Source organism: Acidovorax cavernicola (assembly GCF_003581445.1).
The window spans coordinates 109,916-132,649 of the sequence record NZ_QXMN01000001.1 but is presented as its reverse complement, the minus strand read 5'-3'; the positions used below and the strand labels follow the sequence as shown (position 1 = coordinate 132,649).

Sequence of the window (22,734 nt, the reverse complement as noted above, 5' to 3'; positions counted from 1 at the left end):
AATTGGCGCCCGCGGCGCCGGCGCCGGATGGTTTTAACCGCGCTGGGAGACGACCTGGTCGACCAGGCCGTAGTCCTTGGCCTCGTCGGCCGTGAGGAAGTAGTCGCGCTCGGTGTCCGCCTTGACCTTTTCCAGCGGCTGGCCGGTGCGTTCGGCCAGGATGCGGTTCATCTGGTCCTTGGTGCGCAGGATGTCGCGCGCATGGATCTCGATGTCGGTGGCCTGACCGCGTGCGCCGCCGAGCACCTGGTGGATCATGATCTTCGAATTGGGCAGCGAGAAACGCTTGCCCTTCTCGCCGGCCGCCAGCAGGAAGGCGCCCATGCTGGCCGCGAAGCCCAGGCACATGGTCGACACCGATGGTTTGATGAACTGCATGGTGTCGTAGATCGCCATGCCGGCGCTCACGCTGCCGCCCGGGGAATTGATGTAGAACGAAATGTCCTTGTCCGGGTTCTCGCTCTCGAGAAACAGCAGCTGGGCCACCACGAGGTTGGCGGTCTGGTCGTTGACCTCGCCCACCAGGAAGATGATGCGTTCCTTGAGAAGACGCGAGTAGATGTCATACGACCGCTCGCCGCGGCCCGACTGCTCGACGACCATCGGGATCATGCCGAGGGCCTGGGTTTCCTGTGCGCTCATGTAATTGCTCTCCGGAAAATGGATTCGTTCGCTCTGACTGAACTGTACGCCTGAGTGAAATGGGGCTCGTGCCGCAAAGCACAAGCCCCATCGGCGTTGCTGCATGCAGCGACGGAAACCAGCTTACTGCTGCTGCGCCATCAGTTCGTCGAACGACACCGACTTTTCGTTGACCTTGGCCTTGGCCAGCACGAAGTCGGTCACGTTGTTCTCGATGACCACGGCTTCGACTTCCGCCAGGCGGTTGTTGTCGCTGAAGTACCAGCGCACGACGTCAGCCGGCTTTTCGTAGCTGGCGGCCAGCTCGTCGATGTGGGCCTTGATCTGCTCGGGCTTGGCCTGCAGTTCGTTGGCGCGCACCAGTTCGGCCACCACCAGGCCCAGGCGCACGCGGCGCTCGGCTTGGGGACGGAACACTTCCTCGGGAATCGGGGCCTTGTCGGCGTCCTTGATGCCGCGCTGCTTGAGCTCGGCGCGCGCGCCTTCGATCATGCGGGCGACTTCCGACTGCACGCTGGCGTTCGGCAGGTCGAGTTCGGCGTTGGCCACCAGGGCGTCCATCACGGCGTTCTTGTTGCGGGCCAGCAGGCGGAACTTCACTTCACGCTCGAGGTTGCGCTTGATGTCGGCGCGCAGGCCGTCCACGGTGGCTTCGGCGATGCCGAGCGACTTGGCCAGCTGCTCGTTGACTTCGGGCAGGTGCGAGGCTTCGATCTTCTTCACGGTGACCATGAAGTCGGCTTGCTTGCCGGCCACGTCCTTGCCGTGGTAGTCGGCCGGGAACGACAGCGGGAAGGTGCGGCTGTCGCCGGACTTCATGCCGCGCACGGCGTCTTCGAATTCCTTGAGCATCTGGCCTTCGCCGACGACGAACTGGAAGTCTTCGGCCTTGCCGCCCTGGAAGGGCTCGCCGTCGATCTTGCCTTCGAAGTCGACCGTCACGCGGTCGTTGTCTTCGGCCACGGCGTCTTGCGCGCGCTGGGCGAAGGTACGGCGCTGCTTGCGCAGGATGTCCAGGGTCTTGTCGATGGCTTCGTCGCCGACTTCGGCCGACAGCTTCTCGACTTCAGCGCCCGACAGGTCGTTGATCTTGACTTCGGGGAACACTTCGAAGATCGCGTCGAAGGCGAGCTGGCCTTCGGGCGACTCTTCCTTCTCGGTGATGCGGGGCTGGCCGGCGACGCGCAGCTTGGCTTCGTTCGCGGCTTGCGAGAAGGCCTCGCCGACCTTGTCGTTCATGACTTCGTAGTGCACCGAGTAGCCGTAGCGTTGGGCCACGACGTTCATCGGCACCTTGCCGGGGCGAAAGCCGTCCATCTTGACGGTGCGCGCGAGCTTCTTGAGGCGCGAATCGACTTCGTTCTGGATGGTGCCGACCGGCAGGGTCAGCGTGATCTTGCGTTCGAGCTTCTCGAGAGTTTCAACGTTCACGGTCATGGTGTCTTCCTTGTGAGGGGTGTGGCTGGTGCGCGGGGCCGGACTCGAACCGGCACGTTCTTGCGAACGTCAGGACCTAAACCTGGTGCGTCTACCAATTTCGCCACCCGCGCGATGCCAAATTCAGGTGAATGCAAAGGCGGACGGCCTCGGCGCTGCGGGAGAACCCGCTGGCCCAAGACCGTCCGCCTGAAATCGGTCAACCGCGCATTTTAAACGCAAGAATGGGGGCCTTCCGGCCTCGCCCCTCTGGGGATTTCACCCACTCCCGCGCAAGGGATATGGGCCGCACGAAAACGGCCCGTGAAAGTGCCTTTTCTCAGGCGGCTTGCGGCTCCCGCTTGATGCGGAACGCCGCCGCATACATCGCCGGCAGCGCCAGCAGCGTCAGCACCGTGGCCACGATCAGCCCGCCCATGATGGCCACGGCCATCGGGCCCCAGAACACGCTGCGCGACAGCGGAATCATCGCCAGCACCGCCGCCGCGGCGGTCAGCACGATGGGTCGCAGCCGCCGCACGGCCGATTCGACGATCGCGTCCCAGGCCGGAACACCGGCCGCGCGATCGATCTCGATCTGGTCGATCAGGATCACGGCGTTGCGCTGGATCATGCCCATGAGCGCGATCACGCCGAGCAGCGCCACGAAGCCGAAGGGCCGGTTCAGCAGCAGCAGCGCGGCGGCCACGCCGGCGATGCCCATCGGGCCGGTGATGAACACCAGCAGCGAGCGGCTGAAGCTGTGCAGCTGCAGCATCAAGAGCGTGAACACCAGGAACAGCATGATCGGCACGCCGGCCACGATCGAAGCCGAGCCCTTGCTGCTTTCCTCGACCGCGCCGGCCACCTCGATGCGGTAACCGCCCTGCCCGGCCGCATGCCAGCCGGCTTCGAGCTCGCGCAGCCTGGGCAGCAGCTGTTCGGTCACGGTGGCGCCCTGCAGGCCTTCCACCACGTCGCCCTGCACGGTGATCGCGTAGTCGCGGTTCTCGCGCCACATCACGCCGGGCTCCCAGGTGAACACCGGCCGGGCGATCTGCGTGAGCGGGATCGAACGACCCGTGCTGGTCGGGATGTAGGCATTGCCGATGTCCGAGATGGCCTCGCGCTCGTCGGCCGACTGCCGCAGCACGATGTCGATCAGCAGGTCGTTCTCGCGGTACTGGCCGACCGTGGTGCCGCTGAACATGGTGCGCGAAGCCTGGGCGATGGCTTGGCTGGTCACGCCGAGCGCGCGCGCCTTGGCCTGGTCGATTTCGAGGCGGATCACCTTGACCGACTCGTTCCAGTTGTCGTTCACGCCGCGCATGTTGGCGTTCTCGCGCAACACGGCCTTCACCTCGTCGGCGCGCGCGCGCAGCTGTGCGGGCTCGGTGCCGATCACGCGGAACTGCACCGGGTACGGCACCGGCGGGCCGTTGGGCAGCAGCTTGACGCGGCCGCGTACCTCGGGGAACTCTTCGGCCAGTATCGCCGGCAGGCGCAGTCGCAGCGTTTCGCGCACCTTCAGGTCCTTGGCCAGCACGATCAGCTGCGACACGTTGGTCTGCGGGAACACCTGATCCAGCGGCAGGTAGAAGCGCGGCACGCCGGAGCCGATCCAGGTGCTGACGGTCTTCACGCCCTCTTCCTTCATCACGCGCTGCTCGACGCGCTTGGCCACCTCCTCGTTCGCGGCGAACGAGGTGCCTTCAGGGAACCAGATGTCCACCATGATCTCAGGCCGACTCGAATCGGGGAAGAACTGCTGCTGCACCTTGCCCATGCCGAAGATGCCGAGCGCGAAGATCAGCACGGTGGCGCCGATGGTCAGCCAGCGATGCTGGACGCACCAGTTCACTGCGCGGCGGAAGCTGTTGTAGAACGGCGTGTCGAACAGCTCGTGCGGCGGCGCGTCGGGGTCGTGCGGCTTCACCTTGAGCAGCAGCGTGCCCAGGTACGGCACGAAGTACACCGACACGATCCACGACAGCACCAGCGCAATCACCGTCACCGCGAAGATCGCGAAGGTGTATTCGCCCGTCACCGACTTGGCGATGCCGATGGGCAGGAAGCCGGCCGCCGTGATGAGCGTGCCGGTGAGCATCGGCTTGGCCGTGACGTCGTAGGCGAAAGTGGCGGCGCGGACCTTGTCGTAGCCCTCCTCCATCTTCCGCACCATCATCTCGACCGCGATGATGGCGTCGTCCACCAGCAGGCCCAGCGCGATGATGAGCGAGCCCAGCGATATCTTGTGCAGCCCGATGCCGAAGTAGTTCATCGCCAGGAAGGTCACGGCCAGCACCAGCGGGATGGTGATGGCCACCACCAGCCCCGGGCGCATGTCGATGTACCAGCCGAAGCGCCCGCCCTTGTGCAGGCCGAGCGCGATGATGCTCACGGCCAGCACGATGGCCACGGCCTCGATGAGCACGCCCACGAACTCGTTGACCGAGCTGGCCACCGACACCGGCTGGTCCTGCACCTGCGCCAGCTTCACGCCGGCCGGCAGGCGCTGGTCGATGGTGGCGGTGGTCGCCTTCAGCGCCTTGCCCAGCGCAATGATGTCGCCGCCCTTGGCCATCGAGACGCCCAGCGCGATCACTTCCTTGCCCTGGTGGTGCACCTTCACGGCCGGCGGGTCGACATAACCGCGGCGAATCTCCGCGATGTCGCCGAGCTTGATCTGGTTGCCCGAGCTGCCGCGAATCGGCATTTCGCGCAGCTGCTCGACGCTGGTGAACTGGCCGCCCACGCGCACCTGCACCACGTCGAGCGGCGACTGGATCGTGCCGGCGCTTTCGACCGCGTTCTGCGAGCCGAGCTGCTGCAGCACGGCGTTGAAGTCGAGCCCCAACTGGGCCAGGCGCTTCTGCGATATCTCGATGAAGACCTTCTCGTCCTGCACGCCGAACTGGTCGACTTTGGCCACGTCCTTCACGCGCAGCAGCTGCTGGCGCACGTCGTCGGCCAACGTCTTGAGTTCGGCGTAGCTGAAGCCCTCGCTCTCCAGCGCGTAGATCACGCCGTAGACGTCGCCGAAATCGTCATTGAAGAACGGCCCCTGCACGCCTGCGGGCAAGGTCGCGCGCATGTCGCCGATCTTCTTGCGCACCGTGTACCAGACGTTGGCCACCTCGGTGGCCTTCGACGAATCCTTGATCTGGAAAATGATCTGCGACTCGCCCGGCTTGGAATAGCTGCGGATCTTGTCGGCGTACGGCGCCTCCTGCAGCGTGCGCTCCAGCTTGTCGGTGACCTGCTCGGCCACCTGCTGTACGGTCGCGCCGGGCCAGTAGGTGCGCACCACCATCGCGCGGAAAGTGAACGGCGGGTCTTCGTCCTGGCCGAGCTGGAAGTACGCGAACGCGCCCAGCACCATCAGCACCACCATCAGGTAGCGCGTGAGCGGCGCATGGTCCAGCGCCCATTTGGAAAGATTGAAGCCGGCGGGTTTGTGCCCAGGGGTTTCAGGGTTCGCGGGAGTTGCGGGGCCTTCCGTCATTTGGCGGCACCCGTTGCGATCTCCTTCTTCGTCGCGGCCACGGCCTCGACGGCCTGCTGCGACTGCGCCTGTTGCCTGTCGTTCGCGGCGGCCGCCATGGCCTCCTTCGACTGGTAGATCGTGACCTTCTGCCCCGGCGACAGCACGTGCACGCCCGCGGCCACGACCATCACGCCGGGCGCCAGGCCCGAGCCGATCACCGCTTCATTGCCGTCGGCCGTGACCACCTGCACCGGCTGCGAACGCACGGTCATGGTGTCCTTGTCGAGCACCCAGACCGCCGAGCCCTTGCCTTCCTGGCGCAGCGCGCTGGTCGGCAGCTTGATCACCGCGACGTCGGTGCGCGCTAGGGCCTGTGGCCGGGCGTACACCGTGGCGCCGAGCGCCGGCGAGGTCGCAGCGTCGATCGACACCTTGACCGAATAGGTGCGCGTGACCGCGTCGGCACTGGCCGCCACCTCGCGCACCTTGCCCTGCAGCACCTCGCCGCCGGACCAGCCGCGCACCGCGACCGGCGAACCGGGCTTGATCAATGCAGCGCGGTCTTCAGGCACCGCGAACACCACGTCACGCGCGCCGTCCTGGGCGATGCGCACGACCGGCGTGCCGGCCTGCACCACCTGGCCCGGCTCGGCCTCGATGGCGGTGATGACGCCCGCCACGTCGGCCACCAGCGTCGTGTAGCTGGCCTGATTGCCTTGCGAGGCCAGCTGCGCCTGCGCCTGTTCGAGCTGCGCCTGCGCGGCTTTCCATGTGGTTTCGCGGCGTTCCAGTTCGGCGCCGCTGATGAAGTTCTGCGAACGCAGCTCGGTGTAGCGCTTCAGGTCGGCGGCCGCGAGGTCGCGGTTGGTCTGCGCGGCGGCCTGCTGGGCGCGGGCGGCCTCGGCGGCCAGGCGGTAGTCCTGCGGATCGAGCTGCGCCAGCACCTGGCCGGCCTGCACGTGCTGGCCGAGTTCGGCCTGGCGCCGGGTGATCTTGCCGCCCACCCGGAAGCCCAGGCGCGACTCGACGCGCGCGCGCACCTCGGCCGAGAACTCGGGCTGGGCGTCGTAGTCGCTGGTGCCGACGGTCACGAACTTGACCGCCCTCACGGGCTCCTGGGCGGGCGGTTTCGGCGAACAGCCGGCCAGGAAGATGGCGGGAAGCAGCAGCCAAGCGGCGCTGCGGGCACGGAGTGAGGCGGCGGAGGCGGTCATGAGACACCCAAGAAAAGAGGAATCGGGCCATTAATGACCCACCGGTTAGTAATCTAGGGTAAACGTTAAACAGTGTCAATGACCCGCCGGTCAGTTGACCCTGTCGACAGCAGTGTCAGCGCTAGGTTCTCTGCCCCATTTCGACCAGCCGGTTGTCGGGAAGCTCGAAGTAATCGGATGCCCGGCCCGCGTTGCGCTGCAGCCAGCCGAACAGCACCCGTCGCACCGGGTTCATGCCCGGCAGGTTCTCCTCGCCCACCGAGGCACGGGAGACGAAGTACGAGGTCTTCATCGAATCGATGGCCAGGGTCTTCTGGTAGGCCAGGATGCGGATGAACTCGGGCACATCGGGCCGCTCCATGAAGCCGTGGCGCGCGGTGACGACCCAGATGCCCGCCATCAGCTGCTCGGCCTCGATGCGCTCGCGGGCGTCCACGCGCGGCGTGTCGCACGACAGCACACGCAGCACGATCACCTGGTCGTGCAGCACCTGGTTGTGCTTCAGGTTGTGCAGCAGCGCGTGGGGCACCGCCGTCGCGTCGGGGTTGAGGAACACCGCCGTGCCGCTCACCCGGTGCGGCATGTGCAGCGCCAGCGACTCGACGAAGGGCCGCAGCGGCAAACTGTCGGCTGCCGCCGCTTCCAGGCCCAGACGCCGGCCCTTGGCCCAGGTGGTGAAGAGCACCATCACCCCGACCGCCACCGCCAGCGTGAGCCAGCCGCCCTCGGCCACCTTCAGGCTGTTGGACACCACGAAGGTCAGGTCGACCACCGCGAAGGCCAGCACGCCGACCACCACCGCCACCTTGTTCCAGCGCCAGAGACCCCAGGCCACGATGCCGGCCAGCAGGGTTGTGGTCACCATCGTGATCGACACGGCGATGCCATAGGCCGCCGACAGCGCCCCCGAACTGCGGAAGCCCAGCACCAGCAGCAGCACGCCCACCATCAAGAGCCAATTGACCGCCGGCACGTAGATCTGCCCGATGGCTGTGCCCGAGGTCTGCACGACACGCATGCGCGGCAGGTAGCCCATGCGCATCGCCTGCGCCGTGAGCGAAAACGCCCCCGAGATCACCGCCTGCGAGGCGATCACCGTCGCCATGGCCGCCAGCACCACCATCGGCAGCACGCCCCACGACGGGAAGAGCCGGAAGAACGGGTTGTCGATGGCCGCCGGGTTCGCCAGCACCAGCGCGCCCTGCCCGAAGTAGTTCAGCACCAGCCCCGGCAGCGCGATGAACAGCCATGCCAGCCGGATCGGTCTGGCGCCGAAGTGCCCCATGTCGGCATACAGCGCCTCGCCGCCCGTGAACGCCAGGAACACCGCGCCCAGCACCGCCAGCGACTGCGCCCGGTGCTCGATCAGGAAGCCCGCCGCCCGGCGCGGATCGAGCGCCGCCAGCACCTGCGGCTGCTGCAGCACTTGCCAGAGCCCGGCCACGCCCAGCACCAGGAACCACAGCAGCATCACCGGCCCGAAGATCTTGCCGACCACGCCCGTGCCCTTCTTCTGCACCATGAACAGCCCGATGAGGATCGCCACCGTGATCGGGATCACCGCGCGCTGCAGCACCGGCGCCTGCACCTCCAGGCCCTCGACCGCCGACAGCACCGAGATCGCCGGCGTGATCAGGCTGTCGCCGTAGAACATCGCCGCGCCCACGAGGCCCAGCGTGCCGATGGCGCTCCAGACCCAGGGCTTGGTCTTCGGCCCCGAGACCGCATTGCGCGCCAGCGCCTGCAGCGCCAGGATGCCGCCCTCACCGTCGTGGTCGGCGCGCAGCACGAACACCACGTACTTGAGCGTCACCACGAACATCAGGCCCCAGAAGATCAGCGACAGCAGTCCCAGCACCGCGTCCGGCGAGAACGGCACGCCGTGCTCGGGGTTCATCGTCTCCTTGAAGGCGTACAGCGGCGAAGTGCCGATGTCGCCGAAGACGACGCCCAGCGCCGCGATCATCAGACCCGGCCCGGCCGGATGCGCCGTGTCGCCCGAAGCGGGAAGCGGAGTCCCGGAAGCCGCGGCAGTTGCTTTCATCGTCATGGGCGAAAGAGATGGAAAGTGGCGACGCCACGAGCATAGTGCCCGGACATGACGTCGCGGACAATCGTGGCGTGTCCGCCACTCCCCACCTTGCCGCGCCGCCGGCCCACTACGAGAACTTCCCGGTCGCCTCGTGGCTGTGCCCGCCCCACCTGCGCCCGCCCATCGCCGCGATCTACCACTTCGCGCGCACCGCCGACGACATCGCCGACGAGGGCGATGCCTCGCCCGATGCGCGCCTGGCCGAGCTGCGCGCCTACCGTGAGGAACTGGCCGCCGCCGCGCGCAACGAAGTGCCGCCCGACTCGCGCTGGCCCCACGTGTTCGGCCCGCTGGCCTGGGCCATCGCCCAGCACCGCCTGCCCGAAGCCCTGCTCGCCGACCTGCTCAGCGCCTTCATGCAGGACATCGAGAAGACCCGCGACCGAAGCACCTATGCCGACCGCGCCGAACTGCTCGACTACTGCCGGCGCTCCGCCAATCCGGTCGGTCGGCTGCTGCTGCACCTGTACGGCGTGAACGACGAGGAAGCGCTGTCCCAGAGCGACGCCATCTGTAGCGCGCTGCAACTCATCAACTTCTGGCAGGACCCGAGCGTCGACCTGCCGCGCGGACGCTTCTACTTTCCGCGCACCGACTGCGCGCGGCGCGGCCTGACGTCGGAGCACTTCAAGGTCTTCGAGCCGTTGTCGTCTGCGCCACCGCCGCAGGAAGCTATCAATCTGATAGCGGTGGTGGCGTACTGGGCCCGCGAACTCATGACCGAGGGCGCCCCGCTCGTGCATCGCCTGCCGGGCCGCGTGGGCTGGGAGCTGCGCCTCGTCGTCCAGGGCGGCCTGCGCATCCTCGACAAGATCGAGGACCTGGGCTTCGACACCTTCTCGCAGCGCCCCACCGTCGGCAAGGCCGACGCGCCCGTGCTGCTCTGGAAAGCATGGCGGATGCGGAGACAATCACGGCCCATGAAAGCAGCGCCTCCCCGATGAATCCCGAGCAATACGTGCAAGACAAGGCCGCCGCTTCGGGCAGCAGTTTCTATTACGCCTTCCTGTTCCTGCCCAAGCCGCGCCGCGCAGCGATCACGGCTTTCTATGCCTTCTGCCGCGAGGTCGACGACGTGGTCGACGAGGTCTCCGACCCCGGCGTGGCCGCCACCAAGCTCGCCTGGTGGCGCACCGAGGTGGCCCAGGCATTCGCCGGCACGCCGCGCCACCCCGTCATGCAGGCGCTCATGCCGCATGCAGCCACCTACGGCATCGAGGCACGACAGCTCAACGAGATCATCGATGGCTGCCAGATGGACCTGGACCAGACCCGCTACCTCGACTTCACCGGCCTGGCGCGCTACTGCCACCTCGTGGCCGGCGTCGTCGGCGAAGTCGCGGCGCGCATCTTCGGCCAGACCGATCCGCAGACCACCGCCTATGCCCACAAGCTCGGCCTCGCGCTGCAGCTCACCAACATCCTGCGCGACGTCGGCGAAGACGCGCTGCGCGGACGCATCTACCTGCCGGTCAACGAGCTTCAGCAGTTCGACGTGAAGGCGCACGAGATCCTCAACCGCGTGCATTCCGATCGCTTTGTCGCGCTCATGAAATTCCAGGCCCAGCGCGCCCACGCCGCCTACGACGAAGCGCTGGCCCTGCTCCCGATGGCCGACCGCCGCGCCCAGAAGCCCGGCCTGATGATGGCCAGCATCTACCGCACGCTGCTGCGCGAGATCGAACGCGACGACTTCCAGGTGCTCAATCAGCGCATCAGCCTGACGCCGGTGCGTAAGCTGTGGCTCGCGTGGAAAGTCCAAGCCCTCGGCAGGATATGACTCCCCCCCAGGCTACGCGCACTTCGTGTCGCTTCGCCAACCCCCTACCGGGGGCAACACCTGAGGCCCGGCAAAGCTGGTTCCTCGGTGTTCCTGTACACGACGCCCTACAGCCGCGTCCGCGCAGCCCATGAGGCTCGCCGTCATCGGCGCCGGCTGGGCCGGCCTCGCCTGCGCCGTCGAGGCCACGCGCCTGGGCCACGCCGTCACCCTGTTCGAAGCTGCGCCGATGGCCGGCGGGCGGGCACGGCGGGTCGATCACATGCACGGCATGGCGCTCGACAACGGTCAGCACATCCTGATCGGCGCCTACACCGCCACGCTGGCCCTCATGCGCGACGTGGGCGTGGATGTCGAAACCGCCCTTCAGCGCCTGCCGCTCTCGCTACGCTTTGCCGACGGCGGCGGGCTGCAGCTGCCTGCGGGCAAGCCGCCGCCGCTGGATCTGCTGATCGGCATCTTCACCGCGCGCGGCTGGACCTGGCGCGACAAGACCTCGCTGCTGTCCACCGCCGTACGCTGGCGCCTCGCGGGTTTTCGCTGCGCGCCCGGCACCAGCGTCGCCACGCTGTGCGCCGGCCTCACGCCGCGCGTGATGCAGGAGCTGATCGAGCCGCTGTGCGTCTCGGCGCTCAACACGCCCGTGCCGCAGTCCAGCGGACAGGTGTTCCTGCGGGTGCTGCACGACGCGCTGTTCAGCGGTCGCGGCGGCGCCGACCTGCTGCTGCCGCGCGTCGACCTCGGCGCCCTGCTGCCCGACGCGGCGCTGGCGTGGCTCGCGCGGCACGGCGCCACCACACGCATCGGGCACCGCGTGCGCGCCATCGCACCCGAAGACGACAAGTGGCGCGTCGACGACGACCTGTTCGACCAGGCAGTGCTCGCCTGTGCCCCCTGGGATGCCGCGCGGCTCGTGCGCGCCACCGGTTTGCCGGCCGCCTCGCGCTGGTGCAACGTCACCGAAGCCCTGCGTTTCGAGGCGATCGCCACGGTCTACGTGCGCGGCGCGGCACCGCTGGCCGAGCCGATGCTCGCGCTGCGCAGCCAGCCGGGCAGCGCGCCGGCCCAGTTCGTGTTCGATCGCGGCCAGCTCGGTGGCCCGGCCGGCGTACTCGCCTTCGTCGTGAGCGCGAACGAGACGCCGCGCGAGACGCTCGAAAGGCAGGTGCTCGCGCAAGCCGGCATCCAGCTCGGCCAACCGGGCCTGACACCGATCCAGACCGTCGTCGAAAAGCGCGCCACCTTCGCCTGCACGCCCGGCCTCGCACGCCCGCCGGCCGCCATCGCGCCGGGACTGCAGGCCTGCGGCGACTACACCGAAGGCCCCTATCCCGCCACGCTCGAAGGCGCCATCCTCAACGGACTGGCCGTCGGGCGCTCGCTGGCCACGCCGTGATCCCTGACCCCATGTCCACGACCCTGCGCTACCTCGATTTCGACTACAGCGAAGACACCGAAGACCACGGCACCTTCGACGCCATGGCCTCGACCCCGCCCGAGCGCACGCCCGAGGTGGAAGCCGAGATCGCGCAGGTGCTCGCCTGGGCCGAGGCCACGTTCCCCGGCACGCGTGGCGCGCTCGACGATGGGGCGATGTGGGACTGCGACGTGCAGCGCACGCGGGAAGACAACCCGCGCCTGGACACCCTCACGCTCTCGCTCAGCGGCACCGCCGACTTCTGCGCGGCGCTGCGCGAGCGTTTCGGGCTCGACTGAAAAAGTCGGTGGCCTTCTCAAGCCGTCTTGTTGCGCAGGCGCAGCAAGCTCAGGCCCAGCAGCACGAAGGCGCCGCCCGACACGCGGTTGAAAAGCTGCGCGCGCTTCGGATTCGCGAACTGCTTCTTCAGCAGGCGCGCCAGCAGCACATACGACCCATGCGCCAGCACCGAGCCGGCCGCGAAGGTGGTCGTGAGCACGGCGAACTGCGTGAGGATCGGCGCGTCGTGCGTGAGGAACTGCGGGAACAGCGCCGAGAAGAACAGGATGCCCTTGGGGTTGGTCAGCGCCACCGTCACGCCGTGCCCGAACAGCCGGCGCGCGGAACGCGAAGGTGCCGGCGTGGCCGAGGGTTGCAGCTCGGCGAACACGCTCGTGCGGCTGCGCCATTGCCGGATGCCCAGGTACACGAGGTAGCCCGCGCCCGCCACCTTCAGCACCATGAAGGCCGTGGCCGAGGTGTTGAGCACCACGCCGAGTCCGCCCATCGCGGCGGCCGAGACCAGGAACAGGCCGCAGGCGTTGCCCAGCGAGCTGATCATCGCGCGGCGCGGGCCGACGGAGATCGCATTCGAGACCGCGAGCAGCACGGCCGGGCCGGGCGTGAAGGCGACGACCAGGGTCACGCCACAAAAGAGGAGCCAGGTGGAGAGATGCATGGGAGGAAATTCGCGTGGACGCGACGAAGAAAGCAGTGAAAGGAGGCGGCCGCAAAACTATAGTCCGGGCAGCCGCGCGCCGCTGAGGCCGCGCCGATAGTCCCTTGACGCTCCTCACCCATGATCACCTGCTACCTGCGCTACATCGTCGATCCGTTCAAGCTCAAGGAATTCGAGCACTACGACAAGCTCTGGATTCCGTTGGTCGAGAAGTTCGGCGGCCAGCACCACGGCTACTTCCTGCCGTCGGAAGGCGCGAACAACGTGGCGCTGGCGATGTTCAGCTTTCCCAGCCTGGCGACTTACGAGAAGTACCGCGCCGATTCCATGCTGGACGCCGACTGCCAGGCCGCATTCAAGTACGCAGAAGAAACCCGCTGCATCGTCAGCTACGAACGCAGCTTCTTCCGTCCGGTGTTCCGCTGACCTTCAGGCGCCCAACGCGATGCACAGCGCGTGCAGGTTGGGCACGATCAGCTGCGGCCGCGCGCCGTGCTCCCACGGGCGCTCGTCGCGCACCAGCCATGCGGCCTGCATGCCGGCATTGAGCGCGCCCACTACGTCGAGCGCCGCGTCGTCGCCCACGTGCAGCACGTCTTTCGGCAACAGGCCGACCGAGGCCGCGGCGGCGCGGAAGATCGGCGCATGCGGCTTGCCGCTGCCGAAGTCGCGCGCATTGAAGGCGGTGCGGAACCACCGGCCGACGCCGGTCTTGTGGATGCTGGCATTGCCGTTCGAGACCGCCACCAGCGGGTAGCGCTCGCTGAGCCACTTGAGCGCGGGCAAGGCGTCGTCGTACAGCGTGACGCGCTGGCGCTCTTCGAAGAAGGCATCGAAGGCCGGATCGGCCAGCGCCGGGTCTTCGCCCGCGCGTGTGAGGGCCGTGCGGATCGACTCGCGGCGCAGCGCGCTCAGGTCGTGCGCGAGGTCGGAGCGCTCCTTGGCGGTGGCTTCGCGCAGCTCGCGCAGCACGCCCGGCGTGAGCAATAGCGACGCGGTCTTGGGCGCCTCGCGCAGCAGCCATTCGTGCAGCACGCGCTCGGCGCGTTCGATGGTCGGCCAGATCGGCCACAGGGTGTCGTCAAGGTCGAGCGAGATCGCGGCGATGCGCGAGACGTCGAGCGGCGTGGCGCCGATGGGCGCGGGGGAAGCGGAAGCCATGCCCGAGAATATCGCATGCCTCTCGCCCCCAAGAACAGCAACAACGACCGCACCGCCGTGCTCTGGTGCAACCTCGGCTCGCCCGATGCGCCCACCGCCGCCGCGGTGCGCCCCTACCTCGCCGACTTCCTGGGCGACCCGCGCGTGGTCGAGATCCCGAAGGCGCTGTGGGCGCTGATCCTGCACGGCATCATCCTGCGCACGCGGCCCGCCAAGTCGGCCGCGAAGTACGCCAGCATCTGGATGCCCGAAGGCTCCCCGCTCAAGGTCTGGACGCAGAAACAGGCCACGCTGCTGGCCGGCTGGCTCGGCGAACGCGGCCACCGCGTGACGGTGCGCGATGCGATGCGCTACGCCAGCCCGTCGATCGCCTCGCGGCTCGACGCGCTGCAGGCCGAAGGCGCGACGCGCGTGCTGGTGCTGCAGGCCTACCCGCAGTACTCGGCGACCACCACGGCCAGCGTGATCGACGCGGTGAATGCATGGAGCCGCCGCCAGCGCCGCGTGCCCGAGTTCCGCTTCGTCAACGACTACCACGACAACCCGGCCTACATCGAAGCGCTGGCGCAGGGCATCGAGAAGCACTGGAAGACCGAGGGCCGCGGAGAGCTGCTGGTGATGAGCTTCCACGGCATCCCCGCGCGCAACATCGCGCTCGGCGACCCCTACGAAGCGCAGTGCCTCGAAACCGCGCGCCTGCTCGCGGCGCGGCTGGGCCTTGCATCCACGCAGTACCGCACGACCTTCCAGTCGCGCTTTGGCCGCGCGAAGTGGCTGGAGCCCTACACCGAGCCGACGCTGCGCGAACTCGGCGCCAGCGGCGTGAAGCACGTCGACGTGGTGTGCCCGGGTTTCCCGGCCGACTGCCTCGAGACGCTCGAAGAGATCGCCATGGAAGGCCGCGAAGCCTTCCTGCACGCGGGCGGCGAACGCTTCGGCTACATCCCCTGCCTCAACGACAGCCCGGCGTGGATCACCGCGCTCACGAACATTGCCGAACGCCACCTGGCGGGCTGGCCGACACGACAAGAAACGACGCCATGAAGAAAGAACTGCACGAGGCCAATCGCCACTCGTGGAACGCGGCCACGGTCGCGCACAACAGCCACAAGGGCGACCAGGCCGCCTTCTTCCGCGCAGGCGGCTCCACGCTGTTCCCCGAGGAGACCGCCCTGCTTGGCGACGTGAACGGCCTCTCGGTGCTGCACCTGCAGTGCAACGCGGGACAGGACAGCCTGAGCATCGCGCGCCGAGGCGCACGCGTGACCGGCGTCGACATCTCCGACGAGGCCATCGACTTCGCCACCCGGCTCTCGGCCGAATCGGGCGTGGCGGCACGCTTCGAACGTGCGGACGTCTACGACTACTTCGAGGCCGCCGCCGCGCGCGGTGAGCGCCACGACATCGTGTTCTGCTCGTACGGCACGCTGTGCTGGCTGTCCGACCTCGGCGCGTGGGCGCGCGGCGTGGCGCAGTTGCTGAAGCCGGGCGGACGCTTCGTGATCGTCGAGTTCCACCCGTTCGCGCTGGTGTTCGACCCGCAGTGGAAGTTCCACTACGACTACTTCAACGCCGCGCCCGTGCCCGAGGAAGGCGTGGGCGACTACGTGGCCGAATCGGGCGACGGGCTCATCGCCGCTGACAGCCCCATGCCCGGCGTGCAGGACTTCCGCAATCCGCACCCGAGCTTCGAGTTCACCTGGGGCGTGGGCCAGGTGACGACCGCGCTGGCACAGGCCGGCCTGACCATCGAGCGTTTCGACGAATACCCGTACACCAACGGCTGGAAGCCCTTCGAGGGCATGCGCGACCTCGGCGGCCGACGCATGGCGCCGCCCGAAGGCATGCCGCGCATTCCGCTGATGTACGCGCTGGCGGCATGCCGCGCCTGAAGCGCCCCGCCCCGGTCAGAAGCGACCGAGGTAGTCCATCTTGCCGACGGGCACGCCCTTGTGGCGCAGCACGTCGTAGGCGGTGGTCACGTGGAAGAAGAAGTTCGGCAGCGCGAACTGCAGCAGGTAGCGCTGCGCGGTGAAGTGCGCCTCGCCTTCGCGGGCCTTGATGGTCACGGGGCGTTCTTCCTGACCGTCGATGAGCGCGCGGTCCACGGTCGCCAGGAAATCCTGCGTCTTCACGATGCGCGCCAGCAGGTCGTCCCAGGTCTTTTCCTCGTCGGGAAAGCTCGGGGCCGTGATGCCCGCGATGCGCGCCGTGCCCAGCTTCGAAGCATCGCTCGCGCGCTGGATCTGACCGGCCAGCGTGAGCATGTCGGGCGCCAGCCGCGCATCGACCAGCGTCGCCGGATCGATGCCCTGGGCCTTCGCGTGCGCAAGGCCCTTGTCGAGCAGATGGGTGAGTTGCCCTAGTCCGCGGGTGAAAACCGGCACGGACAGGTCGTACATCGAGAGGGCCATGGCGAGGTGATCTTGGAGTTGAAGTCGGCCGGATTGTGATCCGGCCGCGCCCTCAGCGACCGGCCCCGCGGATAAACCCCTCGATCGGGTCCAGTTGTTCCGGCACGTTGAGCGCGGGCGCGTGGCCGCAGCCCGGCACCTCGATCACCTGCAGACGCCCCGCCGCGCCCGGCCCGCGCCGGTGCATCTCGTCGATCACCTCGGGCAGCACCAGGTCGGACTCGGCACCGCGCAGGCACAGCACCGGCGCCTCGATCACGTCGTAGTGCGGCCAGATCAGGTAGTCGTTGTCGTGTGCGCTGAACTGCTTGACCATCGCCGGGTCGTAGTGCGGCGTGACGCGGCCGTCGGCCAGGCGGCGTGTGGAACTTTCGGTCAGGCGGCGCCACTGCGCGTCGCTGAGCCAGCCGTAGGGCTTGTAGACCGTGCGGAAAAAGGCCTCCAGCTCGGCCACCGTATCGAAGGCCGGCGGGTCGCCGGCATAGGCGCGGATGCGCTCGATGGCGGCCTGCGCGAGCTGCGGCGCGTTGTCGTTCAGCGTGAGACTCGCGATGCGCGCCTTCATGCGCGGCTCGAACAGGCCTGATGCGCAGACCGTGCCGATCGCGCCGCCCATCGAGGTGCCGACCCAGTGCACGCGGCCCAACCGCAGTTCGTCGCACAGCGCGTTGGCGAGGCGCGCATAGAACGCGAGCGTGTATTCCTCGTCCGGCGCCGGGCTCCACTGGCTCAGGCCACGGCCCAGGGTGTCGGGGCAGATCACGCGGAAGCCGCGCGCGGCGAAGTGCTGCGCCAGCTCGTCCATGTCCCGGCTGGTGCGCGCCAGGCCGTGCCAGGCGATGACCACGGGGGCATTGGCGGCGCCCCATTCGAGCCAGTGGATTTCACGGCCCACGAGTTGGGCGTAGTGCGAAGTAGGAGTGCTCATGCTTGGAGGTCTCGCTCAGGCGTGCCACAGAACCGGCTTTGCCGGGCTGCGGGCACGGCCCCCTGCAAGGGGGTAGGAGAAGCGACACGAAGTGCGCGAAGCCTGGGGGTGTGCCTCATCTTGCTGCCCTCGCCCGCAGCTTGCCGACGATGCCGGTCGGGAAGTAGTAGACCGAGAGCACGAACAGCAGCCCCAGCCATAGCAGCCAGCGGTCGGGCGACAGCAGCGCCGCAAGCCACGGCAGGCCGCTGGCGGCCTCGTTGCCGATGCGCAGCAGGTCCTGCAGGTAACTCTGCGCGATCACGAACAGCACCGCACCGATGGCCGCGCCGTAGATCGTGCCCATGCCGCCGATCACCACGATGAGCAGCACGTCGATCATGATCTCGAAGCTCAGCGAGGTGTCGGGGCCGTTGTAGCGCAGCCAGATCGCCAGCATCGCGCCGGCCAGCGTGGCGAACAGCGCCGACAGCACGGCCGCCGTGGTGCGATACACCACCACGCGGTAGCCGATGGCCTCGGCACGGAACTCGTTCTCGCGGATCGCCTGCAGCACGCGGCCGAAGGGCGAGTTCACGATGCGCAGCATCGCCAGCACCAGCACCACCGCCGCCACGAACAGCAGGTAGTAGCACAGGAGGCGCCCGTCGAGCGAGACGCCGAGGAAGGGCTCTTCGGAGAACTCGAAGCTCGGCGAGATCAGCTCGGGCAGCTTGAAGGTCAGGCCGTCTTCGCCGCCGGTGAAGTCCGACAGCTGCGAGGCCAGCGTCTGGAAGGCCGAGGCCACGGCCAGCGTGATCATCGCGAAGAAGATCGCGCGCACCCGCAGCGAAAAGAGGCCGATGGCCAGCGAGAGCACCAGCGAGATCGCGAGCGATGCGCCCAGACCCAGCAGCACCGCGCCCCAGTCGGGCCCGATCCGCGAGGCCGAGATCGCGATGCCGTAGGCCCCGATGCCGAAGAACATCGTGTGCGCGAAGCTCACGATGCCGGTGTAGCCCAGCAGCAGGTCGAAGCTGGCCACCAGCACCACGAACACCAGGATCTTGGCCGCGACGCTGAGCGCCTTGACGCCCGGGAACAGGAACGGCGCGAACGCCAGCGCCAGGAACAGCGCCACCAGCAGCAGCGCCAGCAGGCGGCTCTTCGGCATGTCGTTGGAGAGAAGTCGTTTCAGGAACATGACGGCTTTCTCCTCAACGGTTCGCCACGGGGTACACGCCCTGCGGGCGCCACAGCAGCACGGCCACCATGAGGAAGATGCTCGCGAACTGCGTGAGCGTGGGCAGCAGGAAGCCGATGTAGTTGGTCATCAGCCCCACCAGCAGCGCGCCCAGCAGCGCCCCGCCGGTCGAGCCCAGCCCGCCGATGATGATCACGATGAAGATCAGCACGTTGACCTGCGCGCCCATCTGCGGCACCAGGTTCTGCTGGAACAGACCCCACATCACGCCGCCCAGGCCGGCCAGCGCGCTGCCCACCACGAACACGCCGACGAACAGGCGCCCGATGCGGTAGCCCAGCGACTCGACCATCTCGCGGTCCTGCACGCCGGCGCGAATGAGCAGGCCGATCTTGGTGCGGCCCAGCGTCCAGGCGAGCACGCCGAACACCACCACGCCCACGGCCACCGCGAGCAGGCGGTACTTGCTGATGGCCGCATCGCCCACCAGCAGCGAGCCGCGCAGCGCCTCGGGCAGCGGCAGCGGAATCTGCGCCGGGCCCCAGATCACCTTGATGAGCTCCTCGCCGATGATCATGCCGCCCATCGTGATGAGGATCTGCTTCAGGTGCTGGCCGTACACCGGTCGCACGATGAAGCGCTCGAACGCGAAGCCGATGGCGCCGGCCACCGCCATCGCGGCCAGCATGGCCGGGAACACGGCCACGAGGTTGCGCCACAGCTCGCCCGAGCCGGTCCAGTCGCCCATGAGGCCGAGCACGCTGCTGGCCACGAAGGCACCCAGGGCAATGAACACGCCGTGGCCGAAGTTCAGAACGTCCATCAGGCCGAACACCAGCGTGAGGCCCGAGGCGATGATGAAGATGATCATGCCCATCGCCAGGCCCGCCACCGTGAGCGTGAGCCAGGTCGAGACCGAGCCCGTGAGCGGCAGCGCGACGAGCGCGAGGATGGGAGCGAGAAGCAACGGCTTCCAGTCGAAGTCTGGTTTCATAGGGCGAGTCCGAGCAGCGATTGCTGCAGTTGCGCGTCGGCGGAAAACGCGGCCATCGAGCCGCTGTGCACCACGCGGCCGTTGTCCATCACCGCGACGGTGTCGCCCAGGCGCTGGGCGAAGTGGATGTTCTGTTCGACCAGCAGGATCGTGACCCCGCTGCGCTTGAGTTCGCCGAAGGCCTCGATCATGTTGTTGATCATCACGGGCGCCAGGCCCTTGCTGGGCTCGTCGATGAGCAGCAGCTGGCGCGGCTCGACGATGGCGCGCGACACGGCCAGCATCTGCTTCTGCCCGCCCGAGAGCTTGCCCGCCGGGTGGTTCCAGAATTTCTCGACCGCGGGGAAAAGCTTGAAGATCCACTTCAGGCGCGTGTCGTCGATGGCGTCGGCGTTCTTCGCGCCGCGCGCGGCCAGCACCATGTTCTCCTTGACCGTGAGGTCGGAAAAGATGCCCATGTTCTCGGGCACGTAGGCAATGCCCAGGCCGGCGATCTGCGGCGTGTTCAGCGCCGTGATGTCGGTGTCGCCGAAGCGCACCCTGCCCTGCGACGCATGCCACAGGCCCATGATCGTGCGCAGCGTGGTGGTCTTGCCCGCGCCGTTGCGGCCCAGCAGCATGGTGAGCTGGCCCTTGGGCACGGCGAGGTCGACGCCGTGCAGGATGTGGTAAGCCCCGATGTGCGTCTGCACGCCTTCGAGGGTCAAGAGGTTCTCGGCGCTCATGCGGCCTCCTTCGCGATGCCCAGGTAGGCCTCCTGCACCACGGGCGAGGCGATCACCTCGGCCGGGTCGCCGTCGGCGACGAGCGTGCCGTTGTGCAAGACGATGATGCGGTCCGCGAGTTCGCGCACCACGTCCATCTTGTGTTCAACCAGCAGGATGGTCTTGGTCTTGTCCTGCTTCAGCTTGCGGATCAAATCCAGGATGACGGGCGCCTCGGCCGCGTTCATGCCGGCCGTGGGCTCGTCGAACATGAAGACCTTGGGTTCGAGCGCCATCAGCAGGGCCACTTCGAGCTTGCGCTGGTCGCCGTGCGGCAGGCTGGCCACCGTGTCGTTCTCACGCGCCTTCAGCGCGACGTCGGCCAGGATCTGGTCCGCGCGCTCGGTCAGCGCCTTGTGGTCGCTCCAGATGCTCCACAGGTTGAGCCCGTGGCGGTGCGCGCCAGCGCGCGTGGCCTGCACGGCCAGGCGCACGTTCTCCAGCACCGTGAGGTTCGGAAACAGGTTGGTGAGCTGGAACGCGCGCCCCAGCCCGGCGTGCGTGCGCGCCGACGGCGACAGGTGCGACAACGGTTGCCCGTCGAGCGACACCGTGCCGGCCGTGGCCTTGAGCTGCCCGGAGATCAGATTGAAGTAAGTGGTCTTGCCCGCCCCGTTGGGGCCGACGATGGCCGTCAGCGTGCCCGGCGCGAATGCGCAGCTCACGCTGTTGACGGCCACGTGCCCTCCGAAGCGGATGGTCAGATCCCGGGTCTCAAGCATTGTGGATAGGTCCTTGCGAATCGAAAAAGTCGGTGGCGCACCCGCCTTCAGCAGGTGCCGACCACGTAGTAGTTGGTGCCGGTCTGCTTCAGCGTCGTCGTCACGTAGATGTTCCACAGGCCCATGGACTGGCCCGAGCCGTAGGCATAGGTCAAGCCATACAGCGCATAGGCGCGCCCCGCCATGGTGTGCGTGTAGTTGCTCGCCGTGAAGCAGGTGCCGCCCGTGCCGCCGCCGCCCGCGGTGGTGGTGCCGGTGGCGGCCGACGACATCGCGCCTTCGGCACTGGAGGCATCGAGCGCGGCCACGGTCCAGCTGTAGCTGGTGGAGGCCGCCAAGCCGGTGTCGGTGTAGCTCGTGCCGGTGACGGCCGAGGCGTTGACCTTGCTGCCGCCGCGGTACACGTTGTAGCCGGTGGCGCCGGTCACGCCGGCCCAGCCGATCACCATGCTGCTGGCGGTCGCGCCCGAGGTGCCCACGCCGGTCGGCGCCGGCAGCGTCGAGCCGCCGCCCCCGCCGCCGCTGGTCAGGCGGCTCATCATGGCCTTGAGCGCGGCCATCTGCGGGCCCGACTTCTTGGCGTAGTTGACGCTGCCGTAGCCCCACCAGTCCCAGCAGCTGTTGGTGGCCGCGGTGCTGGTCTGCGGGTAGACCAGGATGATGTTGTTGGTGTCGGCCCAGCGGTTGTAGCCGGTCTTCTTCACGTACTGGTCGCTGACGTCCGTGTAGTTCTGCTTGCAGCCGTGCAGCACCAGGTGCACGCGGCAGCTGTTGCCACTGCCGGCGGCGCAGGCCGCGGGCGTGTAGAGCCAGCCGGTGGCGGCCATGCCCGAGCCGCCGGCGAATTCGCCCTGGTTGAACTCGGTGAAGGTGCCGCCCAGCGTGCCGTTGTTGCGCGCGTTCAGCGGTCCGTACAGGTGCTGCAGGATGTCGCCCGCGAGGTCGAAGCCGCAGTTGTTGATGTACGGCGCGGCCGTGGTGCTGCAGGCGCCGCCGTAGTCGTCGGTGACCATCGCGTGGCCCGCGCCGATGTTGTTCTTGTAGACCGTGTTCGCGGTCGGCACGAAGCTCTGGTAGTAGGTCTTCAGGTCGTCCATCACCGCCTGCTTGACGGTGTTGTCGGAGGTGCCCGAGAACAGGTACACCTTCGAGCCCGTGAGGTTCGACACCGGATCGATCGCGCCGCTGGCCGCCCAGCTGTTGGTGGTGCTCACGAGCGTCGAGACCGGGATGCTGGTGCTGTGCGTCATGCAGCGCCCGGTCGCGTTGAGCACCGAGCCCTCCGCGCAGTAGTACGGGCCGCCGGCGACGACGCCCGCGCCGCGCTTGAAAGTGGCCGAGTACGCCACGTGCAGTTGCACCGCCATGAAACCGCCGGCCGACAGGCCCGACACGCTGACCTCCGCCGGATTGGCGCCGAGCGCCGGCAGCGGCACCGCCGCCATCGCGGACTGCGCCGCCCACGCCACGGCCGCCGCGGCGGCCCACCCCTTCCACATCACATTCCTTCGCATCGCTGGCATCGCTGTCTCCTTTTGGTTTGTGTATCGAACGCTTGCACT

Annotated in this window: 21 protein-coding genes and 1 tRNA gene; 7 read left to right on the top strand and 15 right to left on the bottom strand. The window is 67.9% G+C overall.

What is annotated here, in order from left to right:
- Positions 1–33 precede the first annotated feature (33 nt).
- The 6 genes from clpP to D3H34_RS00580 all read right to left on the bottom strand — a co-directional run bounded on the left by clpP (position 34) and on the right by D3H34_RS00580 (position 8,725).
- Positions 34–642 carry an ATP-dependent Clp endopeptidase proteolytic subunit ClpP gene (clpP, locus tag D3H34_RS00605; RefSeq protein WP_119551195.1) on the bottom strand — a complete coding sequence of 203 codons (609 nt, stop codon included), beginning with the start codon at positions 640–642 and terminating at the stop codon, positions 34–36.
- 123 nt (positions 643–765) lie between these two features.
- Entirely contained in the window at positions 766–2,079 is a 1,314-nt protein-coding gene (tig, locus tag D3H34_RS00600) for a trigger factor (protein WP_119551193.1), read from the bottom strand.
- 26 nt (positions 2,080–2,105) lie between these two features.
- Positions 2,106–2,192 (bottom strand) — tRNA-Leu (locus D3H34_RS00595).
- Positions 2,193–2,398: 206 nt separating this feature from the next.
- Complete coding sequence (locus D3H34_RS00590; RefSeq protein ID WP_119551191.1) at positions 2,399–5,563, bottom strand: efflux RND transporter permease subunit; 3,165 nt, start codon at positions 5,561–5,563, stop codon at positions 2,399–2,401.
- Positions 5,560–6,759 (bottom strand): efflux RND transporter periplasmic adaptor subunit, encoded by a 1,200-nt coding sequence (locus D3H34_RS00585; protein ID WP_119551189.1) that lies wholly within the window; start codon positions 6,757–6,759, stop codon positions 5,560–5,562. Before D3H34_RS00585 ends, D3H34_RS00590 begins: the two co-directional genes overlap by 4 nt.
- A gap of 121 nt (positions 6,760–6,880) precedes the next feature.
- Positions 6,881–8,725, bottom strand: a complete 1,845-nt coding sequence (locus D3H34_RS00580; protein WP_119551187.1) for a potassium transporter Kup — start codon at positions 8,723–8,725, stop codon at positions 6,881–6,883.
- A 155-nt stretch (positions 8,726–8,880) separates the two neighbouring features.
- Here D3H34_RS00580 and hpnC point away from each other — a divergent pair, with 155 nt between their 5' ends.
- The 4 genes from hpnC (at position 8,881) to D3H34_RS00560 (ending at position 12,347) form a co-directional block, all read left to right on the top strand.
- The gene (gene hpnC / locus D3H34_RS00575) at positions 8,881–9,795 is read left to right on the top strand and encodes a squalene synthase HpnC (RefSeq protein ID WP_119551912.1); all 915 of its coding nucleotides are present in this window, start codon (positions 8,881–8,883) and stop codon (positions 9,793–9,795) included.
- On the top strand, positions 9,792–10,631 hold the full coding sequence (gene hpnD, locus D3H34_RS00570) for a presqualene diphosphate synthase HpnD (RefSeq protein WP_119551185.1): 840 nt from the start codon (positions 9,792–9,794) through the stop codon (positions 10,629–10,631). Before hpnC ends, hpnD begins: the two co-directional genes overlap by 4 nt.
- 130 nt (positions 10,632–10,761) lie before the next feature.
- On the top strand, positions 10,762–12,027 hold the full coding sequence (hpnE, locus tag D3H34_RS00565) for a hydroxysqualene dehydroxylase HpnE (RefSeq protein ID WP_119551183.1): 1,266 nt from the start codon (positions 10,762–10,764) through the stop codon (positions 12,025–12,027).
- A gap of 11 nt (positions 12,028–12,038) precedes the next feature.
- Positions 12,039–12,347, top strand: coding sequence for a hypothetical protein (locus D3H34_RS00560; protein WP_119551181.1), 309 nt, complete (start codon positions 12,039–12,041; stop codon positions 12,345–12,347).
- 17 nt (positions 12,348–12,364) lie between these two features.
- Here D3H34_RS00560 and D3H34_RS00555 read toward each other — a convergent pair whose 3' ends face one another.
- Positions 12,365–13,006, bottom strand: coding sequence for a LysE family translocator (locus tag D3H34_RS00555; protein ID WP_119551179.1), 642 nt, complete (start codon positions 13,004–13,006; stop codon positions 12,365–12,367).
- A gap of 120 nt (positions 13,007–13,126) precedes the next feature.
- Here D3H34_RS00555 and D3H34_RS00550 point away from each other — a divergent pair, with 120 nt between their 5' ends.
- On the top strand, positions 13,127–13,432 hold the full coding sequence (locus D3H34_RS00550) for an NIPSNAP family protein (protein ID WP_119551177.1): 306 nt from the start codon (positions 13,127–13,129) through the stop codon (positions 13,430–13,432).
- 3 nt (positions 13,433–13,435) lie between these two features.
- On the opposite strand, the gene D3H34_RS00545 is transcribed toward D3H34_RS00550, so the two are convergent.
- Positions 13,436–14,167 (bottom strand): HAD family hydrolase, encoded by a 732-nt coding sequence (locus D3H34_RS00545; RefSeq protein WP_119551175.1) that lies wholly within the window; start codon positions 14,165–14,167, stop codon positions 13,436–13,438.
- A 15-nt stretch (positions 14,168–14,182) separates the two neighbouring features.
- On the opposite strand from D3H34_RS00545, the gene hemH reads away from it, so the two are divergent.
- Together hemH and D3H34_RS00535 are read left to right on the top strand one after the other, a co-directional pair.
- Positions 14,183–15,211 (top strand): ferrochelatase, encoded by a 1,029-nt coding sequence (gene hemH / locus D3H34_RS00540; protein WP_119551173.1) that lies wholly within the window; start codon positions 14,183–14,185, stop codon positions 15,209–15,211.
- Positions 15,208–16,059: a class I SAM-dependent methyltransferase gene (locus D3H34_RS00535; RefSeq protein WP_119551171.1), complete on the top strand. Its 852-nt coding sequence runs from the start codon at positions 15,208–15,210 to the stop codon at positions 16,057–16,059. Before hemH ends, D3H34_RS00535 begins: the two co-directional genes overlap by 4 nt.
- A gap of 15 nt (positions 16,060–16,074) precedes the next feature.
- Here D3H34_RS00535 and D3H34_RS00530 read toward each other — a convergent pair whose 3' ends face one another.
- From D3H34_RS00530 to D3H34_RS00495, 7 genes are all read right to left on the bottom strand, one after another.
- The gene (locus D3H34_RS00530) at positions 16,075–16,581 is read right to left on the bottom strand and encodes a DUF1993 domain-containing protein (RefSeq protein WP_101492919.1); all 507 of its coding nucleotides are present in this window, start codon (positions 16,579–16,581) and stop codon (positions 16,075–16,077) included.
- A gap of 52 nt (positions 16,582–16,633) precedes the next feature.
- Positions 16,634–17,509 carry an alpha/beta fold hydrolase gene (locus D3H34_RS00525; protein ID WP_119551169.1) on the bottom strand — a complete coding sequence of 292 codons (876 nt, stop codon included), beginning with the start codon at positions 17,507–17,509 and terminating at the stop codon, positions 16,634–16,636.
- Positions 17,510–17,624: 115 nt separating this feature from the next.
- A complete protein-coding gene (locus D3H34_RS00515; RefSeq protein ID WP_119551167.1) occupies positions 17,625–18,692 on the bottom strand; it encodes a branched-chain amino acid ABC transporter permease in 1,068 nt (355 codons plus the stop codon).
- Between the two features lie 13 nt (positions 18,693–18,705).
- Entirely contained in the window at positions 18,706–19,686 is a 981-nt protein-coding gene (locus D3H34_RS00510) for a branched-chain amino acid ABC transporter permease (RefSeq protein ID WP_119551165.1), read from the bottom strand.
- The gene (locus tag D3H34_RS00505) at positions 19,683–20,411 is read right to left on the bottom strand and encodes an ABC transporter ATP-binding protein (RefSeq protein ID WP_119551163.1); all 729 of its coding nucleotides are present in this window, start codon (positions 20,409–20,411) and stop codon (positions 19,683–19,685) included. The genes D3H34_RS00510 and D3H34_RS00505 overlap by 4 nt, the downstream gene beginning before the upstream one ends.
- A complete protein-coding gene (locus tag D3H34_RS00500) occupies positions 20,408–21,172 on the bottom strand; it encodes an ABC transporter ATP-binding protein (RefSeq protein WP_119551161.1) in 765 nt (254 codons plus the stop codon). The genes D3H34_RS00505 and D3H34_RS00500 overlap by 4 nt, the downstream gene beginning before the upstream one ends.
- Positions 21,173–21,219: 47 nt before the next feature.
- Positions 21,220–22,695, bottom strand: coding sequence for an extracellular catalytic domain type 2 short-chain-length polyhydroxyalkanoate depolymerase (locus D3H34_RS00495; RefSeq protein WP_119551159.1), 1,476 nt, complete (start codon positions 22,693–22,695; stop codon positions 21,220–21,222).
- Between the last annotated feature and the right edge of the window lie 39 nt (positions 22,696–22,734).

Excerpts from the sequence above, each read along its gene's own strand:
- clpP (WP_119551195.1), bottom strand. The coding sequence starts at position 642 with ATGAGCGCACAGGAAACCCAGGCCCTCGGCATGATCCCGATGGTCGTC.
- tig (WP_119551193.1), bottom strand. The coding sequence starts at position 2,079 with ATGACCGTGAACGTTGAAACTCTCGAGAAGCTCGAACGCAAGATCACG.
- D3H34_RS00590 (WP_119551191.1), bottom strand. The coding sequence starts at position 5,563 with ATGACGGAAGGCCCCGCAACTCCCGCGAACCCTGAAACCCCTGGGCAC.
- D3H34_RS00585 (WP_119551189.1), bottom strand. The coding sequence starts at position 6,759 with ATGACCGCCTCCGCCGCCTCACTCCGTGCCCGCAGCGCCGCTTGGCTG.
- D3H34_RS00580 (WP_119551187.1), bottom strand. The coding sequence starts at position 8,725 with ATGATCGCGGCGCTGGGCGTCGTCTTCGGCGACATCGGCACTTCGCCG.
- hpnD (WP_119551185.1), top strand. The coding sequence starts at position 9,792 with ATGAATCCCGAGCAATACGTGCAAGACAAGGCCGCCGCTTCGGGCAGC.
- hpnE (WP_119551183.1), top strand. The coding sequence starts at position 10,762 with ATGAGGCTCGCCGTCATCGGCGCCGGCTGGGCCGGCCTCGCCTGCGCC.
- D3H34_RS00560 (WP_119551181.1), top strand. The coding sequence starts at position 12,039 with ATGTCCACGACCCTGCGCTACCTCGATTTCGACTACAGCGAAGACACC.
- D3H34_RS00555 (WP_119551179.1), bottom strand. The coding sequence starts at position 13,006 with ATGCATCTCTCCACCTGGCTCCTCTTTTGTGGCGTGACCCTGGTCGTC.
- D3H34_RS00550 (WP_119551177.1), top strand. The coding sequence starts at position 13,127 with ATGATCACCTGCTACCTGCGCTACATCGTCGATCCGTTCAAGCTCAAG.
- D3H34_RS00545 (WP_119551175.1), bottom strand. The coding sequence starts at position 14,167 with ATGGCTTCCGCTTCCCCCGCGCCCATCGGCGCCACGCCGCTCGACGTC.
- hemH (WP_119551173.1), top strand. The coding sequence starts at position 14,183 with ATGCCTCTCGCCCCCAAGAACAGCAACAACGACCGCACCGCCGTGCTC.
- D3H34_RS00535 (WP_119551171.1), top strand. The coding sequence starts at position 15,208 with ATGAAGAAAGAACTGCACGAGGCCAATCGCCACTCGTGGAACGCGGCC.
- D3H34_RS00530 (WP_101492919.1), bottom strand. The coding sequence starts at position 16,581 with ATGGCCCTCTCGATGTACGACCTGTCCGTGCCGGTTTTCACCCGCGGA.
- D3H34_RS00525 (WP_119551169.1), bottom strand. The coding sequence starts at position 17,509 with ATGAGCACTCCTACTTCGCACTACGCCCAACTCGTGGGCCGTGAAATC.
- D3H34_RS00515 (WP_119551167.1), bottom strand. The coding sequence starts at position 18,692 with ATGTTCCTGAAACGACTTCTCTCCAACGACATGCCGAAGAGCCGCCTG.
- D3H34_RS00510 (WP_119551165.1), bottom strand. The coding sequence starts at position 19,686 with ATGAAACCAGACTTCGACTGGAAGCCGTTGCTTCTCGCTCCCATCCTC.
- D3H34_RS00505 (WP_119551163.1), bottom strand. The coding sequence starts at position 20,411 with ATGAGCGCCGAGAACCTCTTGACCCTCGAAGGCGTGCAGACGCACATC.
- D3H34_RS00500 (WP_119551161.1), bottom strand. The coding sequence starts at position 21,172 with ATGCTTGAGACCCGGGATCTGACCATCCGCTTCGGAGGGCACGTGGCC.
- D3H34_RS00495 (WP_119551159.1), bottom strand. The coding sequence starts at position 22,695 with ATGCCAGCGATGCGAAGGAATGTGATGTGGAAGGGGTGGGCCGCCGCG.